Consider the following 26,229-nt stretch of genomic DNA (forward strand, 5'->3'; position numbering starts at 1 on the left):
TATCCTTATTTGCATAATGTTTATTCCTGATTAAGTATCAACTATTGAATTGTCTTACTCTAATGTAATCTGTTTTAATACCACCTGCGTTTGAAAAGTCGAATGATGGTATCAATGTCTAAAGAGACAATAAATCGAATTTTCTGGTCATAGTTAGGCTGACCAACTTCCCAACCTAAATTGGAATATACAGGGAAAAATAATTCAAAATAATCATCCAAAAGGCTTACTTGAATCCCAGTGTCATACACAGGTTCTAGTGTTTGTGATCTGTTTTTTACAAGACCAACATCACCATAAGCATAAATGTATTTCCAGATGGTTGTACTTGCATTTATTGTTGTGATCCATTCATTTGCAAATGCTGGTTCTAAATTTGATTTAAAACCTCCTTCTGCAAAGATAAATTGCTGACTGAAGATACCACTACTTTCTGATCTTCCATAATAATTAAAGTCAAATAAATAATCTGTAGGCCTATCTAATGCAAAACTAAAGAAGTCTCCGCTGTCTCTTGTTTTGTTTCTTAAAAAGGCACCAGCATAAAAGCGTAAGTTTATTTGACGATTATTGAGGTATAAATGTCTGTAAAAAAAGGTAGCCGATAGTTTAGTAAAATCTCTGGCAACTTGTAAATCTGCATTATAACTTACCGTATTTATAATAGCGCGATCACTGTGAGTAAAACGTAAATTAAATACGGAGTAATCAGGATCTTGTGATTCTTGTCTAAAGTCTTCATCACGTTGTACACGAATAAATCGTGCAGAGAGGTTTGAGCCTCTATTTGCTCTATAATCTTTTGGTTTGAAGCTAAAATTTACAAAAGGTATAAATCGTTCAAAGAATAAATCGGGACCAAAAGAAGACCTGTTTCCAGATAGGCCATACCGAATACTAAATAATTTACTGTCCTCAAGAAAGTGTGTGTATGAGAGAGAAGCTTTTCCGATTAATGCTTTTGAACGCAGACCAAATTGTGGCTCTAGTTTGTACCTAAAGTTCTTTCGTAAAATAGTGTTGTTATATAACTTAAGTCCTGGGCTTAGTCCATCATATATATTGAACTCTGCTGTAGGGATAATAAAAGCTTGATTCTTACTTGGGTTTTCAAAATCTTGTAAAAACTTAAGTTGAAGTGGTTTATTAATACCTAGAAAGCCATTTGGTTTATGATAACTATCTCTTAAATTATATTCAGGGATGATCTCATCATAGTTTAAGACGACTTTATCAATACTATCGGCGAGGAGAGCAACTGTTTTTGTCTTATCTATATTTTCTACCCACGTTTTTGAAACGACTTCTCCGTCTTTCAGCCCATATACAGAGATAGGAGCAGGGTTGTCTCTTTTGTTTTTTATCGTTACAATTAAAGAGTCTCCTTCTCTTTTTGAATTCTTTATTTTAAAATCTAGTTTACGTCTTGTCGTGATGTATTCATCAAAAAACCAATCTAAATTTTTCTCACTATTACTGCGAATGAGTTTTTCAAAGTCTTTTGAACTAACGCCTTGTTGTAGATTATAATTGCTGTAAAACTCTTTTATGGTATTCTTTATAGCACCATTCCCTATAAAGTCTTCTAGATACCTAAGACCTGTCCCACTTTTATAAGCATTTGCGATCTGTACATTGTATTTGATGAGCGAGTCATATGGCTTGGATAAAGGTTGATCTAGATTGAGCCTCGCAATATTCATATATAAGAGGTTGTACTGATCATTAAACTCCAACTTAGAGATATAAAATTGTCTTACTAACCAGTATTTATCTAGGCTTCCTACTACTTTTAAATCTGGATAGTAGGTATCGATATACTGTTGCATAAGGTATACCTTCATGCCATCAATAAGCCACCTATCTGTCCTAGGATTAACGAGAAGTGTATTGTCTATATATTTACTAATAATGGTCTTTACAAGCTTAATTTCATACTGAAAACCATCTGGAAAAGGACGTATAAAGTTAGGTAGTTGGTTAAGACCATATACTTGATTTTCTTTATAATCTAGTTCTGTGACAAGTAGTGTTTCATGTGGATATTCTCCTAAATTTTTCTTCATAAACCCAGCGATACGGTCTATAATTAAGGCTTTTATTGGAGCGCCAACCAGTCTGTCATCTATATCAGAATGTAAGGTTAAAAAATCGGTTTCGATTTTTTGAAAAATTGAATTTTTAGTGAGGTAAACCCTTGGGTTGATGCGGTCTTTCCCGTTGAGAATGGCAATTTTTTCTTTTGTGTTATAGGACGTATTTTCTATGCGGGTTTCAAAATCTGTTATAATTGTATATTCTGTTGGAAAAGAGAAGGTAATTCTGATATCACTATTAGGGTAATAACGATCTACTAAGTTCTTATTACTATAATATTGCCAGGTACCATCATATATCGCAGGTGTAATATACCAGTATCTAAGATTATAATCTTTGTTTTTTGTAACTCCATACCTCGTAAAGCGAGCATAGGGTAATTTTACTTTATATATAAGTTTAAGTGTATAGGAACCTTTGGGAGGTATGGGTTTTTTAAGAGCCACTTCTATAACGTCTTGTGCCTTTTCCAGTCTTTTATATTGTAAATATGTAGCGCCATCATATATAGATGTAATATCCGTATAACCACGTTCTTTTTCTTTGGCAAGATGAAATTTCTTTTCGAAATCTTGTGCAAATCGTACTGCAAGAGGTGTTTCTTTTGAAGAAAAACTATGAGCCCAGTCATTAAGATATATTGTTTGTAAAGTATCTTGACTTGTGTTTTGATAGGTAATACTTTGTGTAATCTCAATAATATCTTCCTCAGGTAATAAATGTGCATTTATTCCTATGGTATTTTGTGCAATTGCAACAGTGCATACTAAGCACCAACATAAAAGGGCATTAAGGAGATTTTTCAAGAAAGGATTATAATTTCAAATGGTTTACGTATGATACTATCTGTGTGTAATTTCAAGTATATTTTTGATATCATTAGATAGGATAGCGTTAGAAGTTTTTTTTTAAAGATATGTGTTTTAAGCGTGATAACGATTAATATTTACAAAAGGATACTTTATGAGTATCCTTTTGTCTGAATTATATATTAATGCAGACAAAAGAAATATACTCTATAACTCCGCAATTTTTAAGCCAAACTGATTTATTTATTTCATAAATAATAGTTAATCTACTATAGATTAAAAGTTAGGACTTAACTCATATTTAGCATAGAAATCATTTAATACCTCTATCACTTGATCTGGAGTATCTACTAGATGAATAAGATCAATATCCTTGGCGCTTATATTTCCAAACTTATCTAATAATGTTGTTTTTACCCATTCTAAAAGTCCACTCCAAAACTCAGTACCCACTAAGATGATAGGGAATTTTTGAATTTTATGGGTTTGTATTAAGGTAATTGCCTCAAAGAGTTCGTCAAGTGTTCCAAATCCTCCAGGCATTACTACAAATCCTTGAGAATATTTTACAAACATTACTTTACGCACAAAGAAGTAATCAAAATCTAAACTCTTATCACTATCTATATATGGATTGTCATGTTGTTCAAAAGGGAGTTCTATATTAAGTCCTACTGAAGTTCCTCCAGCAAGGTGAGCTCCTTTATTTCCAGCTTCCATGATTCCAGGACCACCTCCAGTGATGACACCGTATCCGTTTTCGGCTATTTTTTTAGAGACATCTACAGCTAGTTTATAATATGGGTCGTTCTCTTTTGTACGAGCACTTCCAAAAACAGACACACATGGTCCTATCTGGCTCATTTTTTCAAATCCATTTACAAACTCTCCTACGATTTTAAATATCGCCCATGAATCGTTTGTCTTTATCTCATTCCAACCTTTTGGTCTATTGTTTTCTTGCATAGTATTACATATTATGATACCTGTAATATACAGTTATCATGGATTTATTTCCTTTTTTAAAAATTGAGCAGTATAGCTCTTTTTGTTTTTTACTAATTGTTCTGGCGTTCCTTTTGCGACAACTTCGCCTCCACCTTTTCCACCTTCATATCCTATATCGATAATATAATCTGCCATTTTTACAACATCTAGATTATGTTCTATGATCAATATCGTATTTCCTTTATTAACGAGTTTATTAAGCACTTCCATTAATACACGAATGTCTTCAAAATGTAATCCTGTTGTAGGTTCATCTAAAATATAAAATGTATTTCCAGTATCTCGCTTACTAAGTTCGGATGCTAGTTTTATACGTTGTGCTTCTCCTCCAGAGAGTGTTGTAGATTGCTGTCCTAAGGTAATATATCCTAGGCCTACATCTTTAATAGTTTTAAGCTTTCTGTAAATTTTTGGAATATGCTCAAAGAAATCGGTAGCTTCTCTGATGGTCATTTCTAAAACATCAGAGATGGTTTTTCCTTTATATCGTATTTCTAGAGTTTCTCTATTAAAACGTTTCCCTTGACAGGTTTCACACTCTACATATACATCGGGAAGGAAGTTCATTTCGATCACACGTAAGCCGCCGCCTTTACATGTCTCACAACGACCACCAGTAACATTAAAACTAAAACGTCCAGGTTTATAACCTCGAATTAGGGCTTCAGGAGTTTTTGCAAATAAAGAACGGATCTCACTGAAAGCTCCTGTATAAGTAGCAGGATTGGAACGTGGTGTTCTTCCTATAGGTGTCTGATTAATATCAATTACTTTATCACAATGCTCTAGTCCTTTGATGCTTTTATAAGGCATTGGTTTTTTTACTCCATTAAAATAATGAGCATTCATAATAGGATATAATGTCTCATTAATTAATGTAGATTTTCCACTACCAGAGACACCTGTAACAGCCACCATTTTTCCTAAAGGGATACTTATGTTTACTTTCTTAAGGTTATTTCCTGTGGCGCCTTTTAACTCAATAGTTTTGCCATTTCCTTCTCTACGTTGCTTAGGAACTGAGATTTCTTTTTCTCCATTAAGATATTGTGCAGTGAGCGTACTATGAGTTAGTAATTCTTTAGGGGTTCCTTGGCTTATAATTTCTCCTCCGTATTTACCAGCTCTTGGACCTATATCTATTACGTGATCTGCACGTTCTATCATGTCTTTGTCATGCTCTACCACAATAACAGAGTTTCCAATATCTCGAAGAGAGATTAAAGAGTTAATAAGTTTCTCATTATCTCGTTGATGTAATCCGATACTTGGTTCGTCTAGAATATAGAGTACTCCAACAAGCTGTGATCCTATTTGAGTTGCCAGACGAATACGTTGTGCTTCTCCACCAGATAATGATTTTGAACTACGATGTAATGATAAGTAGGTAAGTCCTACATCGACTAGGAATTGGATTCTAGTCTTTATTTCTTTTATAACTTCTGAGGCTATTTTAAGTTGTTTTTCTGAGAGCTTAGATTCTAATTGTTCAAACCAATTTTGTAACTCTAAGATGTCCATATGGGCAAGCTCAGAAATGCTCTGATTTTCTACCTTAAAGAATAAAGATTCTTTACGTAATCTTGAACCCTCGCATTGTGGACATCGTATTTTATCCATATATCCTTTTGCCCAACGTTTAAGAGAGGTAGATTCACTTGAGTTAAAGGTGTTTTCTATAAAATTTGCAACACCTTCAAAATCTATTTTATAGTCTCTAGTAACGCCAAGATCCTTGGATTGTACAGAAAACTTCTCATTTCCTCCATAAAAAATAAACTCTAAGGCTTCAGCGGGAATCTTTTCTATAGGATCGGTTAGTTTAAATTTAAATCTATCTGCAATGAGTTGTAATTGTTTAAATATCCAATTATTCTTATGAGGACCGTGTGGTTCTAGGCCTCCATTTTGAATAGACTTTGTCTTATCAGGAATAATTTTATCTGCATTTACTTCATATAATTCTCCAATACCATTGCATTTTGGGCATGCTCCTTTTGGGGAGTTAAATGAAAAGTTGTTAGGTTCTGGATTTGGATAAGATATTCCTGTAGATGGACACATCAGATTTCTACTAAAATAGCGAACTTCATCTGTATCTTGATCAAGGATCATAAGTACATCATCACCATGGTACATGGCTGTGTTTATGCTTTCGCGCAAGCGTTTATCATCATCATCATCTGTCGTCTTTATCACAAGCCGATCTATAACAATCTCTATATCGTGAGTTTTGTAACGATCAATCTTCATCCCTTTTACAATGTCTCTTACTTCTCCATCTACTCGGACTTTTACAAAACCTTGTTTTGCTATTTGCTCAAAAAGTTCTCTATAATGTCCTTTACGAGAACGTACAATTGGGGCAAGAATATTAATGCGTTTGTCTTCAAAACTTTTTGTGATAAGATCTTTAATCTGATCATCTGTATAGCTCACCATTTTTTCACCAGTATTATAACTGTAGGCATCGCTAGCTCTTGCATAGAGTAGTCTTAGGAAGTCATAGATTTCTGTAATAGTCCCTACGGTAGATCTAGGACTTTTACTGGTTGTTTTTTGTTCGATAGCAATAACAGGTGAGAGTCCTTGTATTTTATCTACGTCTGGACGTTCGAGACCACCTAAAAACTGACGTGCATAGGCAGAGAAAGTCTCTATATAACGACGTTGACCTTCGGCATAAATGGTGTCAAAAGCAAGAGAGCTTTTACCACTTCCAGAAAGCCCAGTAATCACAACAAGTTTTTCTCTAGGAATTAATACATCAATGTTCTTGAGATTATGAACTCTAGCCCCATAAACTTCAATGATTTCGTCAGTTTGTGTCATAAATTTGCAAAACCACAAATTTACTTATTTACCAGCACATTAGAAAGGTGATTGTATTTATCCCAGAATATTTATCGCCCTGTATTTATCTCTTTTATGACAAATGGATAAATGGAAAGCGTCATAAATAATAAGATACTACAAACAAGCCCTATAGATATAAAACTATAAAGTAGTGGTAATTGAAATAATAAGGTTCCTATAGGTAAGAAAATTCCAAATACTGTAAGTAATGCAAGCAATATAAACGTAAAGTTAATAATACGAGGAACACGTTGTTGGGATTGCATAGTAATACTAAAGAGTCTTGGTATAATTTCTTCAGACATTTGCTCTCCTAGTTTAGAAAGTAAATCTTCACTAAATCCCATATCTTGATAACGATGTGTATCTAATTGTACGGCATAACTTAAAATTTTTTCTTGATGACGTTCGAAAATGCGATTTACATCAAGTTCATCTTTATATGATGCATATTTATAACCAAAGTAATACCAGATTCCTGATCCACATTTATGTTCTACCCACTTTTTAAGGATACGGGGAGAATAGGTACGAGGGTTAGAAAAGGTTTCTACTTTGCTATTTGATGGGTCGTTAAGTAAAAGAGATTTTGCTTCTAAATATAAGTTTTCAGAATCACCATAACGATTGTTTTCTTCTATATATTCTAAAGCGAGCTTTGATCTACCTTTGTAAAATTCCTTCATGGTAAAGTAGTTCAAATCACCAAATTCTTTATCTATATATTCCTTAAGACCAGTTGTCCATACTTCAGAACGTACAAGGATATCTACAATATTTCTGAAATGATGTATTTTTTGGGTAAGTGTATTAATTTCTGTGCTCAGTGTATTACTGCTAAAACGAAGTTGATTTGTTTTGTTAAGGATAAATATAAAAAGAACAATAACAAGAAAAATACTCGTAATACATATAATACCTAAAATCGTATCTATTTTATCTAAAGCGAGTGTGTCTTTGGGAATCCAATTTTCTAGACCCCATATAATGAAGATACATCCCAAAAGGCTTATAAAAGCTGGGATATATGGCACAACAAAATTGATAAAATTTCTTAATTTCATCTAGATGATTTACTTCCAGTAAGTTGGGCCTTATGTCTTTTGTAAGATTTTAAGGCTGTAAATAAACAACTATAAATAATATTGACAAAATAAAATGGCTATGATTTGTAAGAAAAGTATGCTTTTTGAATGTGGTTTTTGTGTATTCCCTTTCTAAATAGCTTTATTGATGTATAAAAGAAATGCTATGACAAGCTACAATACCGGCTGTTTCTGTTCGAAGTCTACTAGTTCCAAGGGTTATTTCTTTATATCCTTTGGAGACGGCTGTTTGTATTTCTTCAGGAGAAAAGTCACCCTCAGGCCCTATAAGAATTAAGATATCTTTAGAAGATGTAATCTCTTTGGTAAGCGATAGTTTTAAGCTTTCTTCACAATGAGCAATACAAGAAGTTGTTGACTCAAGCTGTTCTGTTTTTAAAAAATCTTTTAAAAGAGTAATAGGATGTAGTATAGGAAGATGCACTTGCAATGATTGCTTCATAGCACTTTGTATTATTTTTTGAAAACGTTCTTCCTTAATTTGTTTACGCTCACTATGATCACAGATAATTGGAGTAATCTCAGTAATCCCTATTTCTGTTGCCTTTTCTAGAAACCACTCATAGCGATCATTAAGTTTTGTGGGAGCAATTGCTATATGAAGTTTGTATCCTCTTGGATCTTGATACTTAGAAGTGTCTAATTGAATTGTACATTTATTAGGATTGGCATCTACAATGCTTCCCTCAAATAAGAACCCTTTCCCATTTGTAATATGTACTTGATCTCCAATTTTTTTACGCAATACCCTTATAATGTGTTTGCTTTCTTCACGCGGAAATGTATACTGATTAGAATCTTCTGAGATGGTAGCGCTATAAAATAATTGCATACTTATAGTTTAAGACGAGATTGTGCATGAATCCCAGTATCTATATAATTGTTCTTGTCTTTAAGCTCTTGAGAATATTTTAAGTACCCTACAATACCGATCATACCAGCATTATCTGTAGTGTATTCAAATTTTGGTAAAAACGTTTTCCATCCTAGATTTTTCTCGGCTTGAGTTAGTGCTTCTCGTATTCCTTTATTTGCAGAAACACCACCTCCTATAGCAATTTGGTTAATTCCTGTTTGTTTTACAGCTTTCTTTAGTTTGTCCATAAGAATTCCAACAATAGTATACTGTATAGAGGCACATACATCTGCAAGGTGTTGCGATACAAAATCTGGATTTTGTTGTACTTGTTTTTGAACAAAATACATGATTTGTGTTTTCAAGCCACTAAAACTAAAGTTAAGTCCGTCTACTCTAGGCTTTGTAAATGGAAATGCTTTTGGGTTACCTTTTGCAGCCCATTGATCTATTAACGGGCCTCCAGGATATGGTAATCCTAATAATTTTGCACTTTTATCAAATGCTTCGCCTACTGCATCATCTATAGTTTCTCCAATAACAGACATCCGAAAGTAGTCATCTACTCGTACAATCTGAGTGTGCCCTCCAGAAATGGTCATAGCCAGAAAAGGAAAGGTAGGTTTATCATATCCTTCCTCATCTATAAAATGAGCGAGAATATGTGCTTGCATATGATTTACATCAATAAGAGGAATGTTTAATCCAAGTGCTAGAGACTTTGCAAATGAGGTTCCTACAAGAAGAGAACCTAATAGTCCAGGTCCGCTTGTAAATGCTATGGCATTTAGTTCATTTTTGTCGATATTTGCTTGACGTAAAGCCGCTGTAACAACTGGAACGATATTTTGTTGATGTGCTCTTGATGCAAGTTCAGGAACAACACCACCATATTGTTCGTGTATTTCCTGTGTCGCAACAACATTGGAGAGTACTTTATCGTTGAGCAATATAGCAGCAGCAGTATCATCACATGAGGATTCTATCGCAAGTAAATAACAGTTTGTTGAGGTAGTATTCATTTAAGGCACACATCTTGTAATAAGACAACAAAGTTAAAACAATAACCGGTATCAAGAAATTTAAAAAAATAGCACTTCGTACAATAGGAATCTTATTGCTTTTGTTTATCCTTTTGATACTCATATTCTCTATCCCTGCCGTACAATCTAAAATGGCACAGATTGTAACTAATAAAGTAAATTCAAAATATGGAACATCAATTCACGTAGCCAAATTAGGTCTTAAATGGAATGGTGATGTAAATCTTAAAGATGTATATATAGAAGATCATCATCAGGATACATTGATTTATGCACGTTCTATTGCTACAAGTATATTAAGCGCAAAAAAAATAACAGATGGGAATTTGGAATTAGGAAGTATTGACCTAGACGGTGCAAAATTTTATCTTAAGTATTATTCAGGAGAAGAGAATGATAACATTTCTATATTTTCAAAAAAGTTTGCTCCTAAAGTTCCAGATCCAAATGCACCTCCATTTGTAATGACATCTTCAAAGATATCTTTAGAAGATGCTACTTTTAAGTATATAGATCAAGATTTAGAAGATTCTATTGTATTAAATTATTCAGGACTAGAAGCTCGATTGAAAGATTTTAAACTAGTAGATGATGTTGTAGATACACATATTGACCATCTAGCCTTTAAGGCTAAAAGAGGATATTATATAGCTGCATTAGAAGGAGATTTTCATTATGATTCTGATGCCATGTATTTGCATGATTTTGCTCTTAAGACAGATGATTCAGAACTTGAAGGAACTATTGATTTAGATACATCAGGCGATAAAATGTCTGACTTTATAAATAAGGTTGATGTGAAGGCCGCTTTCGCGAAAGCGAATATATCAACAAACGATATTTATCCATTTTATAATGGCTTTGCAAAGGATAAAACGTTCTCTTTAATAGGGAATATAGACGGTGTTCTTAATAATTTTAAAGGAAGTGACCTTATAGTTTCAGGATTGCAAAATTCAAGAATAGATGGAGATATTCAGTTTACAAACCTTATTGATGGAGGTAGCTTCAAAATAGAAGGAAATTACAAGCAAGTACAAACTACCTATTTTGATCTTAAAGCATTATTGCCAGAAGTGCTATCTGGACTGCCTTCTCGTGTAGCAAAGTTAGGCGTTGTTGAGCTTATAGGATTTAATACAGTTACTGATACGACTATTGATACAGAAGGAGTCGTAACTACAGCATTAGGAAATGGATATGTAGATGTCTTACTTACCGATTTTCAGAATACAGATATAGCGACCTACGCTGGTAATGTAAATCTTGAAAATTTTAATCTGGGAAAATTTATTAATGACCCTAGAGTAGGAAGAACATCTTTAGACCTTGATGTAAATGGGAAAGGATTTATTCAGGAATACTTAGACACAAAGCTTTCTGGTATTGTATATAACATTACCTATAATGAATATGAATATAATAACATTACTGTTTTTGGGGATTTGAAAACTCCCGTCTTTAATGGAGAGTTCTTTATAAATGATACAAATCTTAAAGCAAAGGTAGATGGCTTAATAGATATCTCTAAGGTTATAAATAGCTATGATTTTGAAGCAGAGATTGAATATGCAAACCTTTCTAAATTGAATTTTGTAAATGATAGTGTTTCTGTACTTAAAGGAAATGTTATTATGGATATGAAGGGTACTGGAATAGAAGATGCTTTTGGGAGATTATCTTTTTCTGATGCAGTATATCAAAATAAAAATGATACTTATTATTTTAAAGATTTTGATGTTACTTCTGCTTTTGATGACAAAAAAATACGCACTATAGCAATCAATTCATCAGATATTATAGATGGGTCGGTAAGTGGTGTATTTAAGTTTAATGAAGTAGTGCCTTTGTTTAAAAATGCAATTGGAAGTCTATATGCAAATTATCAACCCGAAATTCTAACTGAAAATCAGTTTATGGATTTTGATTTTACTATTAATAATAAGATTGTAGAAGTCTTTATTCCAGAAATAGAGTTTGAACCAGAAACCATTATAAAAGGAAGTGTAATTGCAGATGATTCTGAGTTTAAACTCACCTTTAAGTCACCAAGGATAGAAGCTTTTGGAAATATGGCACAAGCCATAGAGGTTAAAGTAGATAATAAAAACCCTTTATTTAACACTTATATTGCTGCCGATAGTGTAGATGCAGGATTTTATGCAGTTTCAGATTTTAATCTTATTAATGTAACTCTAAAGGATACATTGTTTATGAAAACTCAGTTTTCTGGAGGGAAACGCAATGATGATACTTATGATTTATCGTTATTTCATACCATAAATGAAGATGGAAATTCTGTAGTAGGGTTTAGAAAATCAGAAGTCGTATTTAAAGAGAATACTTGGTATATAAACGAAGAGAATAATCAAAAAAATAGAATTGTTTTTGATAACAATTTTAAGGATATAGATATAGAAACAATTGTATTAAGTCATAAAGATGAGCGTATAGACTTGAGAGGTTTTATACGAGATAGTACACATAAAGATATTAAAGCTCAATTTACAAATGTTGATTTACAAAAAATAACTCCAGCAATAGATAGTCTACGTTTGGAGGGAAGGGTAAATGGTAAGCTTGATATACTACAAAAAAGTGGAGCCTATTATCCTAACTCTACAGTAGCGATAGATCAGTTTACTATTAATAAATATATATTAGGAAAATTAGACCTTAATGTAATAGGGGATTCTTCATTATCTCAATACGATGTAAAAACAAAGCTTGAAAATGATAATGGTTCCCCACTAATTGCAACAGGAACCATTAATGTTGGAGAAGGAACAGATGCTACTATAGATTTAGATGTAGGGTTACGTAATTTTAATTTAGCACCTTTTGATCCTTTAGGTGAAGGAGTTATTACTAGAATACGCGGTTTGGTAGATGGTAGTGCAAAAGTTACTGGAGATTATAAAAATCCAGATATTAATGGAAATCTAACAATAAGAGAAGGAGGACTTAAAATTCCATACCTCAATACTGATTATAATTTTAAAGGCGCTTCTAGTGTCACACTTAATAAGCAACAGTTTATTTTTAATAATATTCAGTTAGAAGATGTTACTTATCAAACACTAGGTAGATTAAATGGGAATATCTCTCACTCTGCTTTTGGTGATTGGAAGCTAGATTTAGGAATTACAACAGATAGGTTAGTAGTATTAGACACGCAAGAAGACCTTGAGTCATTATATTATGGTACTGCTTTTATAAGCGGCGAAGCCACACTTAAGGGGCCTGTAGATAATATGGTCATAGATGTCTTAGCAGAAACCGAAGAAGGTACAGTATTTAATGTACCTATTGATGATTCAGAATCAATAGGAGATAGCTCTTATATTCACTTTCTAAGTCCAGAAGAGAAAGAAGCTCGTATTAATGGTGTCGTTTCAGAAATTACAGAAATTAAAGGACTCTCTGTAAATTTTGACTTAGATGTAGATGCCGATGCACTTATAGAAATTGTTGTAGACAAAGAGAATGGAAGTACTTTAAAAGGTAGAGGAGGAGGAACCTTATTAATACAATTAGACACCAATGGTAAGTTTGATATGTATGGAGATTTTATTGCCTATGAAGGGACCTTTAATTTTAAATACAAAGGGCTTTTCCAAAAAGAATTTAAATTTAGGCCAGATGGTAATATACGTTGGGAAGGAGATCCAGCAGGTGCATTACTGGACATAAGTGCCGTTTATAGAGCAGAAGCTAACCCTAGTATCCTTCTTGAAAACCCATCGGTAAACCGTAAGATTCCAGTGGATGTTGTTATCAATCTAGAAGGAGAACTATTACAGCCAGATATCACCTTTGATATAGAATTCCCAGGAGCAGGTACCACAGTTGTATCTGAGTTAGAATATCGCCTTAGTGATAAGAACGCAAGAGAGCTTAATGCTATCTCATTAGTATCTCAAGGTGTTTTCTTAAGTGACGCTTCGGTATCTACAGCATTTGCCGTTAATAATTTACTAGAAACCACCTCTTCTGTATTATCTGATATTATATTTAATGATGACGATAGTATTTTTGATGTCAACTTAGATTTAGTACAAGCCGATAACACTCCAAATTCTCAAGCTGCAGGACGTGTGGGTATTACATTATCTACCCAAATTACAAATCGCGTACTTATAAATGGAAAAGTAGGAGTACCTACAGGAGGGATAAGTGAGAGTGTTATAGTTGGAGATGTAGAGATAGATTTCTTATTGAGCGAGAATGGAGCATTAAGAGCAAAAGTTTTTAATAGACAAACAGATATTCAGTTTATAGGAGAGACCGAAGGATATACACAAGGAGCTGGTTTATCATATGCAGTCGATTTTAATTCTTTTAGAGAACTTATTCATAAGATATTTAAAGGAAAATCCAAAGAAGCATTTGAAGATTTAGAACAACAACAAACCAAGACTGAAAAAATTGCTCCAGATGGTGTTTCTTTTAAAAATTAAATCACCTCTTTAAGTTTTTAAGATTCCATTTTCTACATTATATTTTAGTAGATTTCTAAAATAGATACCCTTTTTTATTCTTGTTTTTTTAAAAATTACGCTTTCGCGAAAGCAAAAACCTCCCTTTTTCATCACTTTTTTTATCCGAATCCTATCGGATTTTAAAAAAGTTGTTAAACGAAAACGTTTGAGATTGTAAATACTCATAAATCAGCGCGAAATACTCTAATAATGTAAGGTAAGTTTCCTAAATTTATTTTTTATTTGTTACAATATGAGCCAAAATATTAAGAAAATTGCAGTTTTAACTTCTGGTGGAGATTCTCCAGGAATGAATGCAGCTATTAGATCTGTAGCACGTACTTGTGCCTATCATAAAATCTCTTGCGTAGGTATTTATAAGGGATATGAAGGACTTATTGATGCCGATTTTATAGAGTTAGATGCTCGTAGTGTACGTGGAGTTATAAATAAAGGAGGAACCTTCCTTAAATCGGCAAGGAGTAAACGATTTATGACTAAAGAAGGTCGTGAAATTGCGTATAAAAATCTTAAGGAAGCAAATATAGATGCTATTGTTCTTATAGGAGGAGATGGAACCTTTACCGGAGGTCTAGTATTTAATACAGAATATGGTTTTCCTGTAATGGGAATCCCTGGAACAATAGATAATGATATAAACGGTACAGATCGAACATTAGGATATGATACAGCATTAAATACCGCTGTAGAAGCAATCGATAAAATAAGAGATACAGCACATTCACATGATCGACTTTTCTTTGTTGAGGTCATGGGACGTGACGTTGGACATATAGCCCTTAATGCAGGAGTAGGAGCAGGAGCAGAAGAAATTCTTATCCCTGAAGAAGATATGGGTATTGATAGGCTTGTAGAATCTCTTGAGCGAAGTAAAATAAGTGGAAAAACATCAAGCATCGTTGTTGTTGCCGAAGGTGATAAAATAGGAAAAAGTGTCTTTGAACTTAAAGACTATGTAGATCAAAATCTAGAAGAGTACGATGTGCGTGTATCTGTATTAGGACATATGCAACGAGGAGGATCACCTACCTGCTTTGATCGAGTACTAGCTAGTAGAATGGGTGTGAAAGCTGTAGAATCTCTTATGGAAGGTAAGAGTAATTATATGGTAGGAACTATACATGATAGAATGGAATTAACTCCTCTTGAGAAGGCAATCAAAGGAAATTCAAAAATTAATAAAGAACTTATACGTGTGTCAGATATCATGACCACATAATTTAATATTTAAAAATGGGAAATTTGAAATTGGGAATTAATGGATTTGGCCGTATAGGTCGTATCGTTTTTAGAGCGACTGTAAAGCGTGATAATGTAGATGTAGTTGCGATAAACGATTTACTAGATGTAGAGCATCTGGCATATCTATTAAAATATGATTCTGTTCACGGTCGTTTTGATGGCGATGTTTCTGTGAAAGATGGCAATCTTGTTGTAGACGGAAAGACAATACGTATTACAGCAGAACGTGACCCTAAAAACCTAAAATGGGATGAAGTTGGAGCAACTGTTGTAGCTGAGTGTACAGGGATCTTTACGACATTAGATACTGCAGATTATCATTTACAAGCCGGCGCAAAAAAAGTAGTTATCTCTGCACCATCAAAAGATGCTCCTATGTTTGTTATGGGAGTTAATGATGAAAAACTTACAGCAGATGATACCATTGTGTCAAATGCATCTTGTACTACAAATTGCTTAGCACCTATAGCAAAAGTAGTTAATGATAATTGGGGACTTAAAGAAGGATTGATGACAACCATTCATGCAAGTACTTCAACACAACTTACTGTAGATGGCCCTTCTCGTAAAAATTATCGTTTAGGAAGGTCTGCAATTAATAATATTATTCCCGCTACAACTGGAGCTGCAAAAGCGGTAGGAAAAGTAATACCTGCTGTAGATGGGAAATTAACAGGAATGGCATTTAGAGTTCCAACAGCAGATGTTTCTGTAGTAGATTTAACTGTACGCACAGAAAAAGAAACGTCTCTTGAAGATATTAAAATTGCATTTAAAAATATAGCTCAAGGTGATTTAAAAGGAATTATAGGATACACAGAAGAAGGGGTTGTCTCTCAAGATTTTGTAAGTGATGATCGCACCAGCATATTTGATGCAGGAGCATCCCTAGAATTAAGCCCTACATTTTTTAAGCTTGTATCTTGGTATGATAATGAATTTGGATATTCAAACAAACTTGTAGACTTAGCAGAAAAAGTAAACGGACTTTAAAATAAATAAATTATTGTACGCTTATATCTAGGATATTTATAAGCGTACGATAATTTATATAACTCATAGCATTATTGTATGATTTTAGTAGTTGATAGCGGATCTACCAAAACGGATTGGATTGCACTCAGTGATGAGGGTACTATTTTATTCCAAACGCAGACGTTAGGGTTAAATCCTCAAGTATTATCACAAGAAATATTAACAGAGCGTATAGTAAATAATTTTGAGCTATATAAGCACAGAAATGAGGTAGCCCGTCTTTATTTCTATGGAGCTGGCTGCGGTGTAAATAAACCTCGTAAGCTTATAGATGAAGTTTTTAAAGAGTTTTTTAAAGAAGCTCAAGAAGTTGTCATTAAGGAGGATACATATGCTGCATTATATGCTACTACTGAAGAAAATGAGAAAGCAATTGTCTGTATTTTAGGAACAGGATCTAATTGTAGTTATTTTAACGGAAGCGAGATTGAACAAAAAGTGGTTTCGCTGGGGTATGTTCTTATGGATGACGCAAGTGGAAATTATTTTGGAAGACAGTTATTAAGAGATTATAAGTTTAATATTATACCAGAGGACCTTGCAACAATTTTTAGTAATAGCCATGATTTAAGTTCAGAGACAATCAAAAATCATCTTTATAAGAATCCTAATCCAAATACTTATTTAGCAACATTTGCTCGTTTTTTGATAGAAAACAAAGATCACGTTTATTGTCAATCCCTTATTAGAAAAGGGCTTTCCTTGTTTATAGAAAATCAAATTTTTCAATATCCAGAGGCAAAAGAAGTGCCTATACATTTTGTAGGTTCTATTGCTTTTTATCTAGAAAAAGAATTATCAACTCTTCTAAATGAGTACGGACTTATTAAAGGGAAAATATTAAAACGTCCTATTGATGGACTTGTATTACATCATAAAGATCATATTCTTTATTAGTTGTAATAAAAAAGATAAATACATTATTATGTGTTTATAATAGGTGTTAAAAATAAAACCCCACTATAAAAAGTGGGGTTTTATATTTTTATACTTTGAATATTTATTATTATTTAATCGCTATTGCAGAGATTTCTACATTGACATATTTAGGAAGGTTTGCAACCTCTACTGTTTCTCTGGCTGGGGCAGTTGCCTCGTCAAAATAAGTTCCATATATTTCGTTAACAGCAGTAAAATCATTCATTTTATTTACAAAAATAGAAGTCTTTACTACATCTTCAAACGTCATACCGCCTGCCTCTAAAACTGCTTTTAGATTTTCCATAACAAGTTTTGTTTCTTCTTTAATAGGACCTTCAAATAGTTTTCCTGTTTTTGGATCAATAGCAATTTGCCCAGAAGTGTATAATGTATTTCCAGAAAGAACGGCTTGATTATAAGGCCCTATAGGAGCTGGAGCATTAGGTGTAGAAATTATTTTTTTCATGATTTATGTTTTCGCGAAAGCAATCTTTTTATGTTATATAATATTATCTAATAAAGATACTAAAATTACAGACGTTCGTCTGGGGCACGACGTTTGTCGTATTTAATATCACTAAAGAGATTTCCTGTGATTCCAATAAAGAAATTCCATGATGAACGAGTGCTGAATGGTACCCAATTAAAACGTAAATTCCAACTCTCCAAATCTCTACCAAATTGTAAAGATGTGAATGTAAACCCAGGATTTGCTAGATCGTATCCAGAAGACCCTCCTACAGTCCATCGTTTTCCTAACTCTATATCACCGCTAAAAACGATAGAGTGCGATCCAATATCGTTTTGACGCGCATTATTTGTATAACTTACCTCATATGAGACTCGTAAATTCCAAGGAATCTTAAAATTATAAAATTCAATTTCTTGTTCTTCTTGATCTTCATCATTTTCACCTGTACTATTACTATTTCCAGTTATATCTACACCTCCTCCAAATAAATCATCAGGTCTTCCTCCTCCAGCAAACGTTTGGTTTTGAGAACGATCTGTATTCTTGTCATTACCTTTTTCAAAATCTCTACTTGAAAAACGATATCCAAAGTTTGCTCTAGCTCCAGTCACTCTAAAAAGACTTCCTCCGTTGTTAATATTAAGCGTATTAATACGTCTATTGTTACTATTAAGAGCATATATATCTAAAGATGCACTAAAGTTAATTTCAAGCTTACTATCTATAATAGGAATAGCACCACTAACGTTAATAGGAGCAAGTCTAAGACTATCTGCTGTTAAATTATAGGAGGTTCTGAGGTTTAGGTTTCTAAGAAGAGCAATTTTTTTATAATCTTCTTTGGCGGTCGTATCTTTATCTTTGACTTTTGCTTCTATAACATTACTTATACCAAGAGATACTGAAGCACTTTTTCTGTTACTAGGAGCTCCTAGTAAACTCCCTTCAAAACGAGAAAACTCTACTGTTTCTGTAAGATCTGTAGACGTTGGATCATTAGGATCTGTACGCTGATAACTATCAAAAAATTGATCAAATGCAGGAGTAAAACTTATTCCTACGGTTGGTCGTACAACATGACGGATAGATTGTATTTTACCACCTTCTTTAAATGGGAAAGTTCCATAAATAGTTGTCCCTAAACTAGCACTTGTACCATAAGTTCTATATGATGCAAGGCCATTTATAGTATCTCTTACAACTTCTCTGTTTTCTATATCAAATGATTGATCTATTGTTTTAAAAACAGTGTTTTCCGTATAATTTGCACCTACAGTTGCACTGATATATTTAAAAACTTTAAAGTTAGTAGAGATCGGGATCGTTTGTTGAATACTAGAGCGTCCATCTCTAAACATTTCTTGTGTAAAAAAGAGACTATCGGTAGTTACGTAACTATTATTTGCACGTAAAGAATAGTTGAAGTTTATATTTTGAAAAATTCCTTTTTTGGATCCTGTTTTTGGAGCAAACGGAAAAATACGATCTACATTTAATTGTGCAGATGGGAGCGTTAAGTTTATTTGCTCCGTTTGTGAGTTCTGAGAATGTGTAGCTGCTACTGTTAAATTAATAGGTGTTTTTCCAGTAAACGTACGAGAATAAGACACAGAAGAGCTAAAGTTATTTGTTAAGAAGTTTCCAGTATTACTTTGATTTAGAGATTGCTGGAAGAAATCACTACTTCCTAAATTCACAGATGCAGAAAAACGACTGTTAGGACTCGATTTTGTATCCTGAGTATGATTCCATCGTATATTGTAGGTGTTTCTTTCCGAAAAATCAGGTAATCCACGTTCACTAGCAAGTATTTTCTCAAAATTAAAACTCACTCTACCATTAAACTTATAACGTAGTCTGTAGTCAGAATCTCCTCGGAATGCATAACTACCATTTGTATAATAATCTCCTGTAAGTGCAAGGTCATAATAATCACTTAACGCAAAATAATAACCTCCATTTTGAAGAAAGTATCCTCTTTGTCTAGTTTCTCCAGGACTAGGAATAATAAAACCAGATACACTCTTTTGCTTATCTAAAGGAAAGAAAGCAAATGGAAGCCCTATTGGTGTAGGAACATCTGCGATATACATATTGGTAAGTCCAGTCACAAGCTTTTGTCCAGGGACAAACTTTACTTTACGAGCGTAAAAATAATATTCTGGATCATCTAAGTTTTTACTTGTGGTGATCTTTACATTACGCATAAAAACAACAGAATCATTTACACGCTTACTTACTTCTGCTTTTAGATTTACTTCTTGTCCCCCAGCTCCTTCAACTCTAGAACCATAAATTAATGCTTTTTCTGAGTCAAAATTAAATTTTATAGAATCAGGAACGACTTCATTCCCTGCTTGCTTAAAAATAGGGATCTGTGTATAAGTCCCACTTGTATCTATAATTCCTTTTGCAAAAACTGTGTTATTTTCATAATCTAAAATAATTTCTCCTGCATTTATTTGAATGTCCTCATAAATAACTTCGGCTTCATTGTATAGATATATTTTCTTTAGCCTTTGACTTATACGTTCATAATCGGTGGCTTTATAGTCTACTTTATCGGTAAGAGGCTCTTTTTTTATTTTGACAGAATCGGTACGTACACTATCTCTAACAGTTAGTGAGGTGTCTTGTGGGGTTTGCTTTCGCGAAAGCGTACTTATATTTTCCTCAATAGCCTTTGTAGCACTGGTATCTTGCTTAGATGCCGGTATGGCATTATTCTTGGATGGTAGTTCCTGAGCTTTTATAAAAAAAGGGCAGAGCAAGAAGAGCCAAATGAGTAAAGAAAGGTGTACAGTTTTTGTTTGCAATGCGATTAATCCTATTTTTGTGTAACGAGCATCATTTAAAGTGCCAAAATTACGTATATTTTTTGGGTTGAAATCCAATTCTTGTAATTTTGAAAATAACCTATAAACAATTTACGTTAGTTACTATGTATTTGTTTAATAATAGTACTAACTAACGCTTAAAAGATTAGATTTTGATAAAAAGGATGCGTAATTTGATTTCATTTAGTATTTATTTAACGCTACTCTTGAGTTTTGTTAATGTAAATGCGACTTCTTTAACACAAAAACCACCTTCAAAAAAGTTTAAGGTCGTCCTTGATGCAGGTCATGGAGGTAAAGATCATGGAAAACCGTCTAAAGTTGGATCTCCAGAAAAAGATATTGCCCTTAAAATTGTACTTGCACTCGGAAAAGAGTTAGCCAAAAACAAAGATATAGAGGTTATATACACTCGTAAGAAAGATGTGTTTATTGATTTACACGAAAGAGGACGCATTGCAAATAAAGCCGAAGCTGATTTATTTATTTCTGTACACTGTAATGCACATACCTCACAAGCATACGGCGCAGAAACATATGTGCTTGGTTTACATCGTAATGCTACGAATCTCAATGTAGCCAAAGCAGAAAACGCTGTTGTTTTTCTAGAAGAAAACTATGAAGAGACTTATGCGCAATATGACTTGAACTCACCAGAATCTGCTATTGGATTAGGGCTAATGCAAGAAGAGTTCTTAGATCAAAGTGTTTTTCTTGCTTCATTGGTACAAGATAATTTTAGAAAAAAACTAAAACGTAAGGATAGAAGTGTAAAACAAGCGGGGTTTATTGTACTACATCAAACTGTAATGCCTAGTGTACTTATAGAGACAGGCTTTATTACAAATACAAATGAAAGAAAGTATTTAAACTCCCAAAAAGGGCAACTAGCTTTAGCAAGAGCAATAGCAGGTGCAGTAGGTGAGTATAAAGAAAAAGTGTTTAGTTATCTTACAAATGAAACAATTGCAGATCAGGAAGTGATAGTTCCAGAAGTAGAAGAGGCGCAACCTGATAAGATTGTAACTGGTGTTACTTTTAAAGTACAACTAGCAGCAAGTAAACGAAAGTTAAAAACAAAACCTTATAATTTTAAAGGCCTTAAAGAGATCTCTCGATTAAAAAAAGGAAAGGTTTTTAAATATTATTACGGTGCTACTTCTAATTATACAGAGATAAAGAGAAAATTAGAAGAAGCAAAAAAGAAAGGGTATACAACCGCATTTATTGTTTCTTTTGAAGAAAATAATATTCAAGTTCCGTTAAAGCAAGTGTTAAATTAACGCTCTCATAAACTTGCGATTCTTTTTAAATTCCTACATTTGTCTCTTGTATAAAACTATTTATGTTCAAAATTTCTAAAGAAGTCAGAACGGGAATACTGGCAATCGTAGCACTCGTGATAGTTATAGTAGGCTATAACTATCTGAAAGGACAAAATTTACTAGATAAGAATAGAAGTTTTTATGCCCTATACGATAATGTAGAAGGGCTTACTCCTGGTGCAAATGTTACAATTAACGGTCTCACCGTTGGAAAAGTAATATCTATCAAATTTGCAGATAAAAGAGGAGTGCTTAAAGTACACTTTAGTGTTGTAAGTGATTTTGAATTTTCTAATAAGAGTATAGCGAGGGTATATGGGATTGGTTTTATAAGTGGTAAAAGCTTAGCCATTGTTCCTAGTTATGAAGGAGAGCCTGCAAAAGATGGAGATATATTGGCTTCAGAAATTGAAAATGGTATTGTAGAGCTTGTTTCAGAACGATTAGAACCATTACAAGCTGTTATAGAGTCGGCTCTTATGGATACAGATTCTCTAGTAAAATCTGTAAATAATGTACTAGATAAAGAAACACGTACAAATCTTAAGGATGCGATCAATAACTTTACTATTATGGCAAGTGAGTTAAAAACAGCTTCGCGATCTATAAATGGACTTTTGACAGAGAATAAAGACAAATTAGATGGTACTTTTACCAATTTAGAAGAGATGTCATCCAACTTTGCAAAGTTATCTGATACACTTTCTCGTGTTGAGATAGGGGCTTTAGTATCAAATTTTGAAAATTTGGTTAAAGATTTTGAAGGAATCGCAAATAATCTTAAATCTGGTGAAGGAACGGTTGGAAAGCTTTTGCAAGACGATCAAGTTTACGTAAATTTGGAGCGCACCACAAAGCAGATGGAGTTATTGCTCCAGGATTTGAGATTAAATCCTAAGCGATATGTACATTTATCTGTTTTTGGTAAAAAAGCAAAAGAGTACAATCCACCTAAAGATTCGTTACGTTAGGTGAGATGCTAACTGACGATTTATGCAATACATACCTAATATTCTATTTTTAATAATCCTAGTTCTAGGGATTGGTTTTTTTCTAAAAAACATAAAGAAGTTATATCGTAATATCAAGCTTGGAAAAGATATTGATAGATCAGATAATAAATCATTGCGCTGGCGTAATATGGCAAAGATTGCCTTAGGTCAGTATAAAATGGTAAAGCGACCTATCTCTGGTATCTTACATGTTGTTGTATACTTAGGATTCATTATCATAAATATTGAAGTCTTAGAAATCATTATAGATGGACTTTTTGGGACACACCGCATTTTTGGATTTTTAGGAGGTTTTTATAATTTCTTAATTGGAAGTTTTGAGATACTTGCTTTCCTTGTTTTTGTTGCTGTTGTTATTTTCTGGATACGTCGTAATGTAATACGTATTAAACGATTCTTAAATCCTGAGATGACCGGATGGCCAAAGATGGATGGAAACCTGATCCTGTATTTTGAAATGGTATTAATGTCTCTATTCTTATTAATGAATGCAGCAGATGTACAATTACAAGCCTTGGGAGCAGAGCATTATGCATCTGTAGGTGCATACCCTATAAGTCAATATATAGCACCTTTATTTGAAGGAATGACAGAATCATCATTAATTGTTCTTGAAAGAAGTGCTTGGTGGATTCATATTATTGGGATTTTAGTATTCTTAAATTACCTATATTATTCTAAACATTTACATATTTTACTAGCATTTCCAAATACGTGGTATGCTAAGTTAAAGCCCAAAGGAGAGCTTGACAATCTTGATGCAGTAACAAAGGAAGTAATGCTTATGATGGATCCAAATGCAGATCCATTTGCTGCCCCAGCCGAGGATGAAGGTGATCCAGAAAAATTTGGAGCGAGTGATGTTCTTGATTTAAACTGGGTACAATTAATGAATTCTTATAGCTGTACAGAATGTGGGCGTTGTACAAGTGAATGTCCAGCAAATCAAACAGGTAAAAAATTGTCTCCTCGTAAAATTATGATGGATACTCGCGATCGATTAGAAACGGTGAGTAAAAACATAGATGCGAATGGGACATTCCAACCGGATGGAAAACAATTATTAGATGATCATATTAGTAAAGAAGAATTATGGGCTTGTACAACCTGTAATGCATGTACAGAAGCTTGCCCAATAGGAATTGATCCATTGAGTATTATTATGGATATGCGACGTTATATGGTGATGGAAGAGAGTTCAGCACCAAGTGACCTTAATAATGCAATGACTAATATAGAAAATAACGGAGCTCCTTGGCCATTTAACCAAATGGATAGAGCAAATTGGATAAATGAAAGCTAAGTATATTGTCATATTGTCTTTTTTTTTATGCTTCCATACAATGGTAAGCGCTCAAACTAGTTGGAGAAAAGATAGTTTACAATTCAAAGTGTATACCCGTGTTTATTACAATGCTCAAAAACAAGTAGATTCTATAGTTGCTCAGAAAAATAAATGTCATTATTGTTCGCAAAAACAAATGTTAGCATTACGAAAAGAAGCGCTTAGAAGAACTCAAGCAGATATTGATAATTCATTGTATAAGAAAAATGGAGTACGTCAAATTGCACATTATATAAGGATAAGTAAAAAGGATTTTGAAAAAATTAATGACACGACTTTTAAAAAAATAAATATAATAGTGCCAAAAAAAAATAGTTTTTAATAAAGTATTAAATAGTAATTTTACAACAAACTTATCTAGACTATTTCTTAAGAAAAGTCAGAATAAGTTTAATAAGAAAACAAATTAGTGTAATGAAACAGGAAGAAGTAGATAAACTACTAAATGAAAAATTAGAGGGTGGAGAACACGTAAGTCCCGTACTTCCAGATGGAGTAAAAAATTATCTTATAGATATAGACGGTACTATTTGTGACGATATTCCTAATGAAGAGCCTGAGCGTATGCTTACTGCTCAAGTATACCCAGATGCTTTAATAACATTAAATAACTGGTATGATAAAGGACATATTATTTGTTTTTTTACATCACGTACAGAAGAACACAGAGGATATACAGAAATTTGGCTTAAGAAACACGGATTTAAGTACCATAGCCTATTGATGGGAAAACCTAGAGGAGGAAATTACCACTGGATAGATAACCATTTGGTAAAAGCGACACGTTATAAAGGAAAGTTTACAGAGTTAGTAGATAAGGAAGTAACTATTCAGGTTTTTAAAGATTAAGAAGGTAATAATTTCGCTTTCCTGCCTACCGGTAGGCAGGCGCGAAAGCAGAAACACAAACTATGAGTGAACCATTAAGAGTACCAACAATGGCCGAATATATGGCACAAGGAAAACAACCCGAAGTGTTATTTTGGGTAGGTTGTGCTGGTAGTTTTGACGATAGAGCAAAAAAAATAACCAAAGCATTTGCCCGTATACTAAATAAAGCAAATGTAGATTTTGCAGTATTAGGAGCAGAAGAAAGCTGTACAGGTGACCCCGCAAAAAGAGCAGGGAATGAGTTCCTCTTTCAGATGCAAGCAGTGACTAACATTGAAGTTCTGAACGGATATGAAATCAAGAAAATAGTAACTGCCTGTCCTCATTGCTTTAATACGATTAAAAACGAATATCCATCCTTAGGAGGAAATTATGAAGTCGTACATCATACACAATTTTTAAAGTCATTACTTGAAGACGGACGTCTTACCGTAGAAGGAGGGAAGTTCAAGGGAAAACGTATTACTTTTCATGATCCTTGTTATTTAGGACGTGCAAATGGAGTGTACGAAGCACCTCGTGATTTATTACGTAAACTAGACGTAGAACTTGTAGAAATGCGTAAATGTAAAACCAATGGTCTTTGTTGTGGGGCTGGAGGAGCACAAATGTTTAAGGAACCAGAATCAGGAACCAAAGATGTTAATGTAGAACGTACAGAACAAGCACTAGAAGTAAAACCAGATATCATTGCAGCAGGATGCCCATTTTGTAATACAATGATGACAGATGGTATTAAAAACAAAGAAAAAGAAGATAGTATAGAAGTAATGGATATCGCAGAGATGATTGCTTCTGCAGAAGAACTATAACCCTTACCTATGGAATCCAGGAGTAAAAAAAGAAAACTTTCAATTATTAATTTTATTTC

At 33.4% G+C, this 26,229-nt stretch carries 18 protein-coding genes; 10 read left to right on the forward strand and 8 right to left on the reverse strand.

Annotation, left to right across the window (positions count from 1 at the left end; translation table 11 throughout):
- Positions 1-74 precede the first annotated feature (74 nt).
- The 6 genes from ABJD27_RS17100 to tsaD all read right to left on the reverse strand — a co-directional run bounded on the left by ABJD27_RS17100 (position 75) and on the right by tsaD (position 9,754).
- Positions 75-2,903 (reverse strand): metalloprotease, encoded by a 2,829-nt coding sequence (locus ABJD27_RS17100; RefSeq protein WP_348202074.1) that lies wholly within the window; start codon positions 2,901-2,903, stop codon positions 75-77.
- A gap of 279 nt (positions 2,904-3,182) precedes the next feature.
- Positions 3,183-3,872, reverse strand: coding sequence for a TIGR00730 family Rossman fold protein (locus tag ABJD27_RS17105; RefSeq protein WP_348168510.1), 690 nt, complete (start codon positions 3,870-3,872; stop codon positions 3,183-3,185).
- A 36-nt stretch (positions 3,873-3,908) separates the two neighbouring features.
- Positions 3,909-6,746 carry an excinuclease ABC subunit UvrA gene (gene uvrA / locus ABJD27_RS17110; protein WP_348168507.1) on the reverse strand — a complete coding sequence of 946 codons (2,838 nt, stop codon included), beginning with the start codon at positions 6,744-6,746 and terminating at the stop codon, positions 3,909-3,911.
- Positions 6,747-6,817: 71 nt separating this feature from the next.
- On the reverse strand, positions 6,818-7,834 hold the full coding sequence (locus tag ABJD27_RS17115; protein WP_348168504.1) for a hypothetical protein: 1,017 nt from the start codon (positions 7,832-7,834) through the stop codon (positions 6,818-6,820).
- Between the two features lie 163 nt (positions 7,835-7,997).
- Positions 7,998-8,708, reverse strand: a complete 711-nt coding sequence (locus tag ABJD27_RS17120; protein WP_348168502.1) for a 16S rRNA (uracil(1498)-N(3))-methyltransferase — start codon at positions 8,706-8,708, stop codon at positions 7,998-8,000.
- A 2-nt stretch (positions 8,709-8,710) separates the two neighbouring features.
- On the reverse strand, positions 8,711-9,754 hold the full coding sequence (tsaD, locus tag ABJD27_RS17125; protein WP_348168499.1) for a tRNA (adenosine(37)-N6)-threonylcarbamoyltransferase complex transferase subunit TsaD: 1,044 nt from the start codon (positions 9,752-9,754) through the stop codon (positions 8,711-8,713).
- Positions 9,755-9,867: 113 nt separating this feature from the next.
- Between tsaD and ABJD27_RS17130 the strand changes: the two genes are divergently transcribed.
- The 4 genes from ABJD27_RS17130 (at position 9,868) to ABJD27_RS17145 (ending at position 17,451) form a co-directional block, all read left to right on the forward strand.
- Positions 9,868-14,235 carry a translocation/assembly module TamB domain-containing protein gene (locus ABJD27_RS17130; RefSeq protein ID WP_348168496.1) on the forward strand — a complete coding sequence of 1,456 codons (4,368 nt, stop codon included), beginning with the start codon at positions 9,868-9,870 and terminating at the stop codon, positions 14,233-14,235.
- A 274-nt stretch (positions 14,236-14,509) separates the two neighbouring features.
- A complete protein-coding gene (gene pfkA, locus ABJD27_RS17135) occupies positions 14,510-15,496 on the forward strand; it encodes a 6-phosphofructokinase (RefSeq protein WP_348168493.1) in 987 nt (328 codons plus the stop codon).
- 14 nt (positions 15,497-15,510) lie between these two features.
- Complete coding sequence (gap, locus tag ABJD27_RS17140) at positions 15,511-16,512, forward strand: type I glyceraldehyde-3-phosphate dehydrogenase (RefSeq protein ID WP_348168490.1); 1,002 nt, start codon at positions 15,511-15,513, stop codon at positions 16,510-16,512.
- A 78-nt stretch (positions 16,513-16,590) separates the two neighbouring features.
- Positions 16,591-17,451 (forward strand): BadF/BadG/BcrA/BcrD ATPase family protein, encoded by an 861-nt coding sequence (locus ABJD27_RS17145; RefSeq protein ID WP_348168487.1) that lies wholly within the window; start codon positions 16,591-16,593, stop codon positions 17,449-17,451.
- A gap of 109 nt (positions 17,452-17,560) precedes the next feature.
- Here ABJD27_RS17145 and ABJD27_RS17150 read toward each other — a convergent pair whose 3' ends face one another.
- Complete coding sequence (locus tag ABJD27_RS17150; protein ID WP_348168484.1) at positions 17,561-17,941, reverse strand: RidA family protein; 381 nt, start codon at positions 17,939-17,941, stop codon at positions 17,561-17,563.
- A 65-nt stretch (positions 17,942-18,006) separates the two neighbouring features.
- Complete coding sequence (locus ABJD27_RS17155; protein ID WP_348168481.1) at positions 18,007-20,841, reverse strand: putative LPS assembly protein LptD; 2,835 nt, start codon at positions 20,839-20,841, stop codon at positions 18,007-18,009.
- 149 nt (positions 20,842-20,990) lie between these two features.
- On the opposite strand from ABJD27_RS17155, the gene ABJD27_RS17160 reads away from it, so the two are divergent.
- From ABJD27_RS17160 to ABJD27_RS17185, 6 genes are all read left to right on the forward strand, one after another.
- A complete protein-coding gene (locus ABJD27_RS17160) occupies positions 20,991-22,067 on the forward strand; it encodes an N-acetylmuramoyl-L-alanine amidase (protein WP_348168478.1) in 1,077 nt (358 codons plus the stop codon).
- Positions 22,068-22,129: 62 nt separating this feature from the next.
- Positions 22,130-23,080, forward strand: a complete 951-nt coding sequence (locus tag ABJD27_RS17165) for an MlaD family protein (RefSeq protein ID WP_348168475.1) — start codon at positions 22,130-22,132, stop codon at positions 23,078-23,080.
- A gap of 22 nt (positions 23,081-23,102) precedes the next feature.
- Positions 23,103-24,425, forward strand: coding sequence for a (Fe-S)-binding protein (locus ABJD27_RS17170; protein ID WP_348168472.1), 1,323 nt, complete (start codon positions 23,103-23,105; stop codon positions 24,423-24,425).
- Positions 24,415-24,789: a hypothetical protein gene (locus ABJD27_RS17175; RefSeq protein ID WP_348168469.1), complete on the forward strand. Its 375-nt coding sequence runs from the start codon at positions 24,415-24,417 to the stop codon at positions 24,787-24,789. Before ABJD27_RS17170 ends, ABJD27_RS17175 begins: the two co-directional genes overlap by 11 nt.
- Before the next feature lie 92 nt (positions 24,790-24,881).
- On the forward strand, positions 24,882-25,316 hold the full coding sequence (locus ABJD27_RS17180) for a phosphoheptose isomerase (protein WP_348168466.1): 435 nt from the start codon (positions 24,882-24,884) through the stop codon (positions 25,314-25,316).
- Between the two features lie 62 nt (positions 25,317-25,378).
- Positions 25,379-26,170 (forward strand): (Fe-S)-binding protein, encoded by a 792-nt coding sequence (locus ABJD27_RS17185; protein WP_348168463.1) that lies wholly within the window; start codon positions 25,379-25,381, stop codon positions 26,168-26,170.
- The last annotated feature ends 59 nt before the right edge of the window (positions 26,171-26,229 follow it).

The organism is Dokdonia sp., assembly GCF_039945015.1.
Classification (GTDB): Bacteria; Bacteroidota; Bacteroidia; order Flavobacteriales; family Flavobacteriaceae; genus Dokdonia.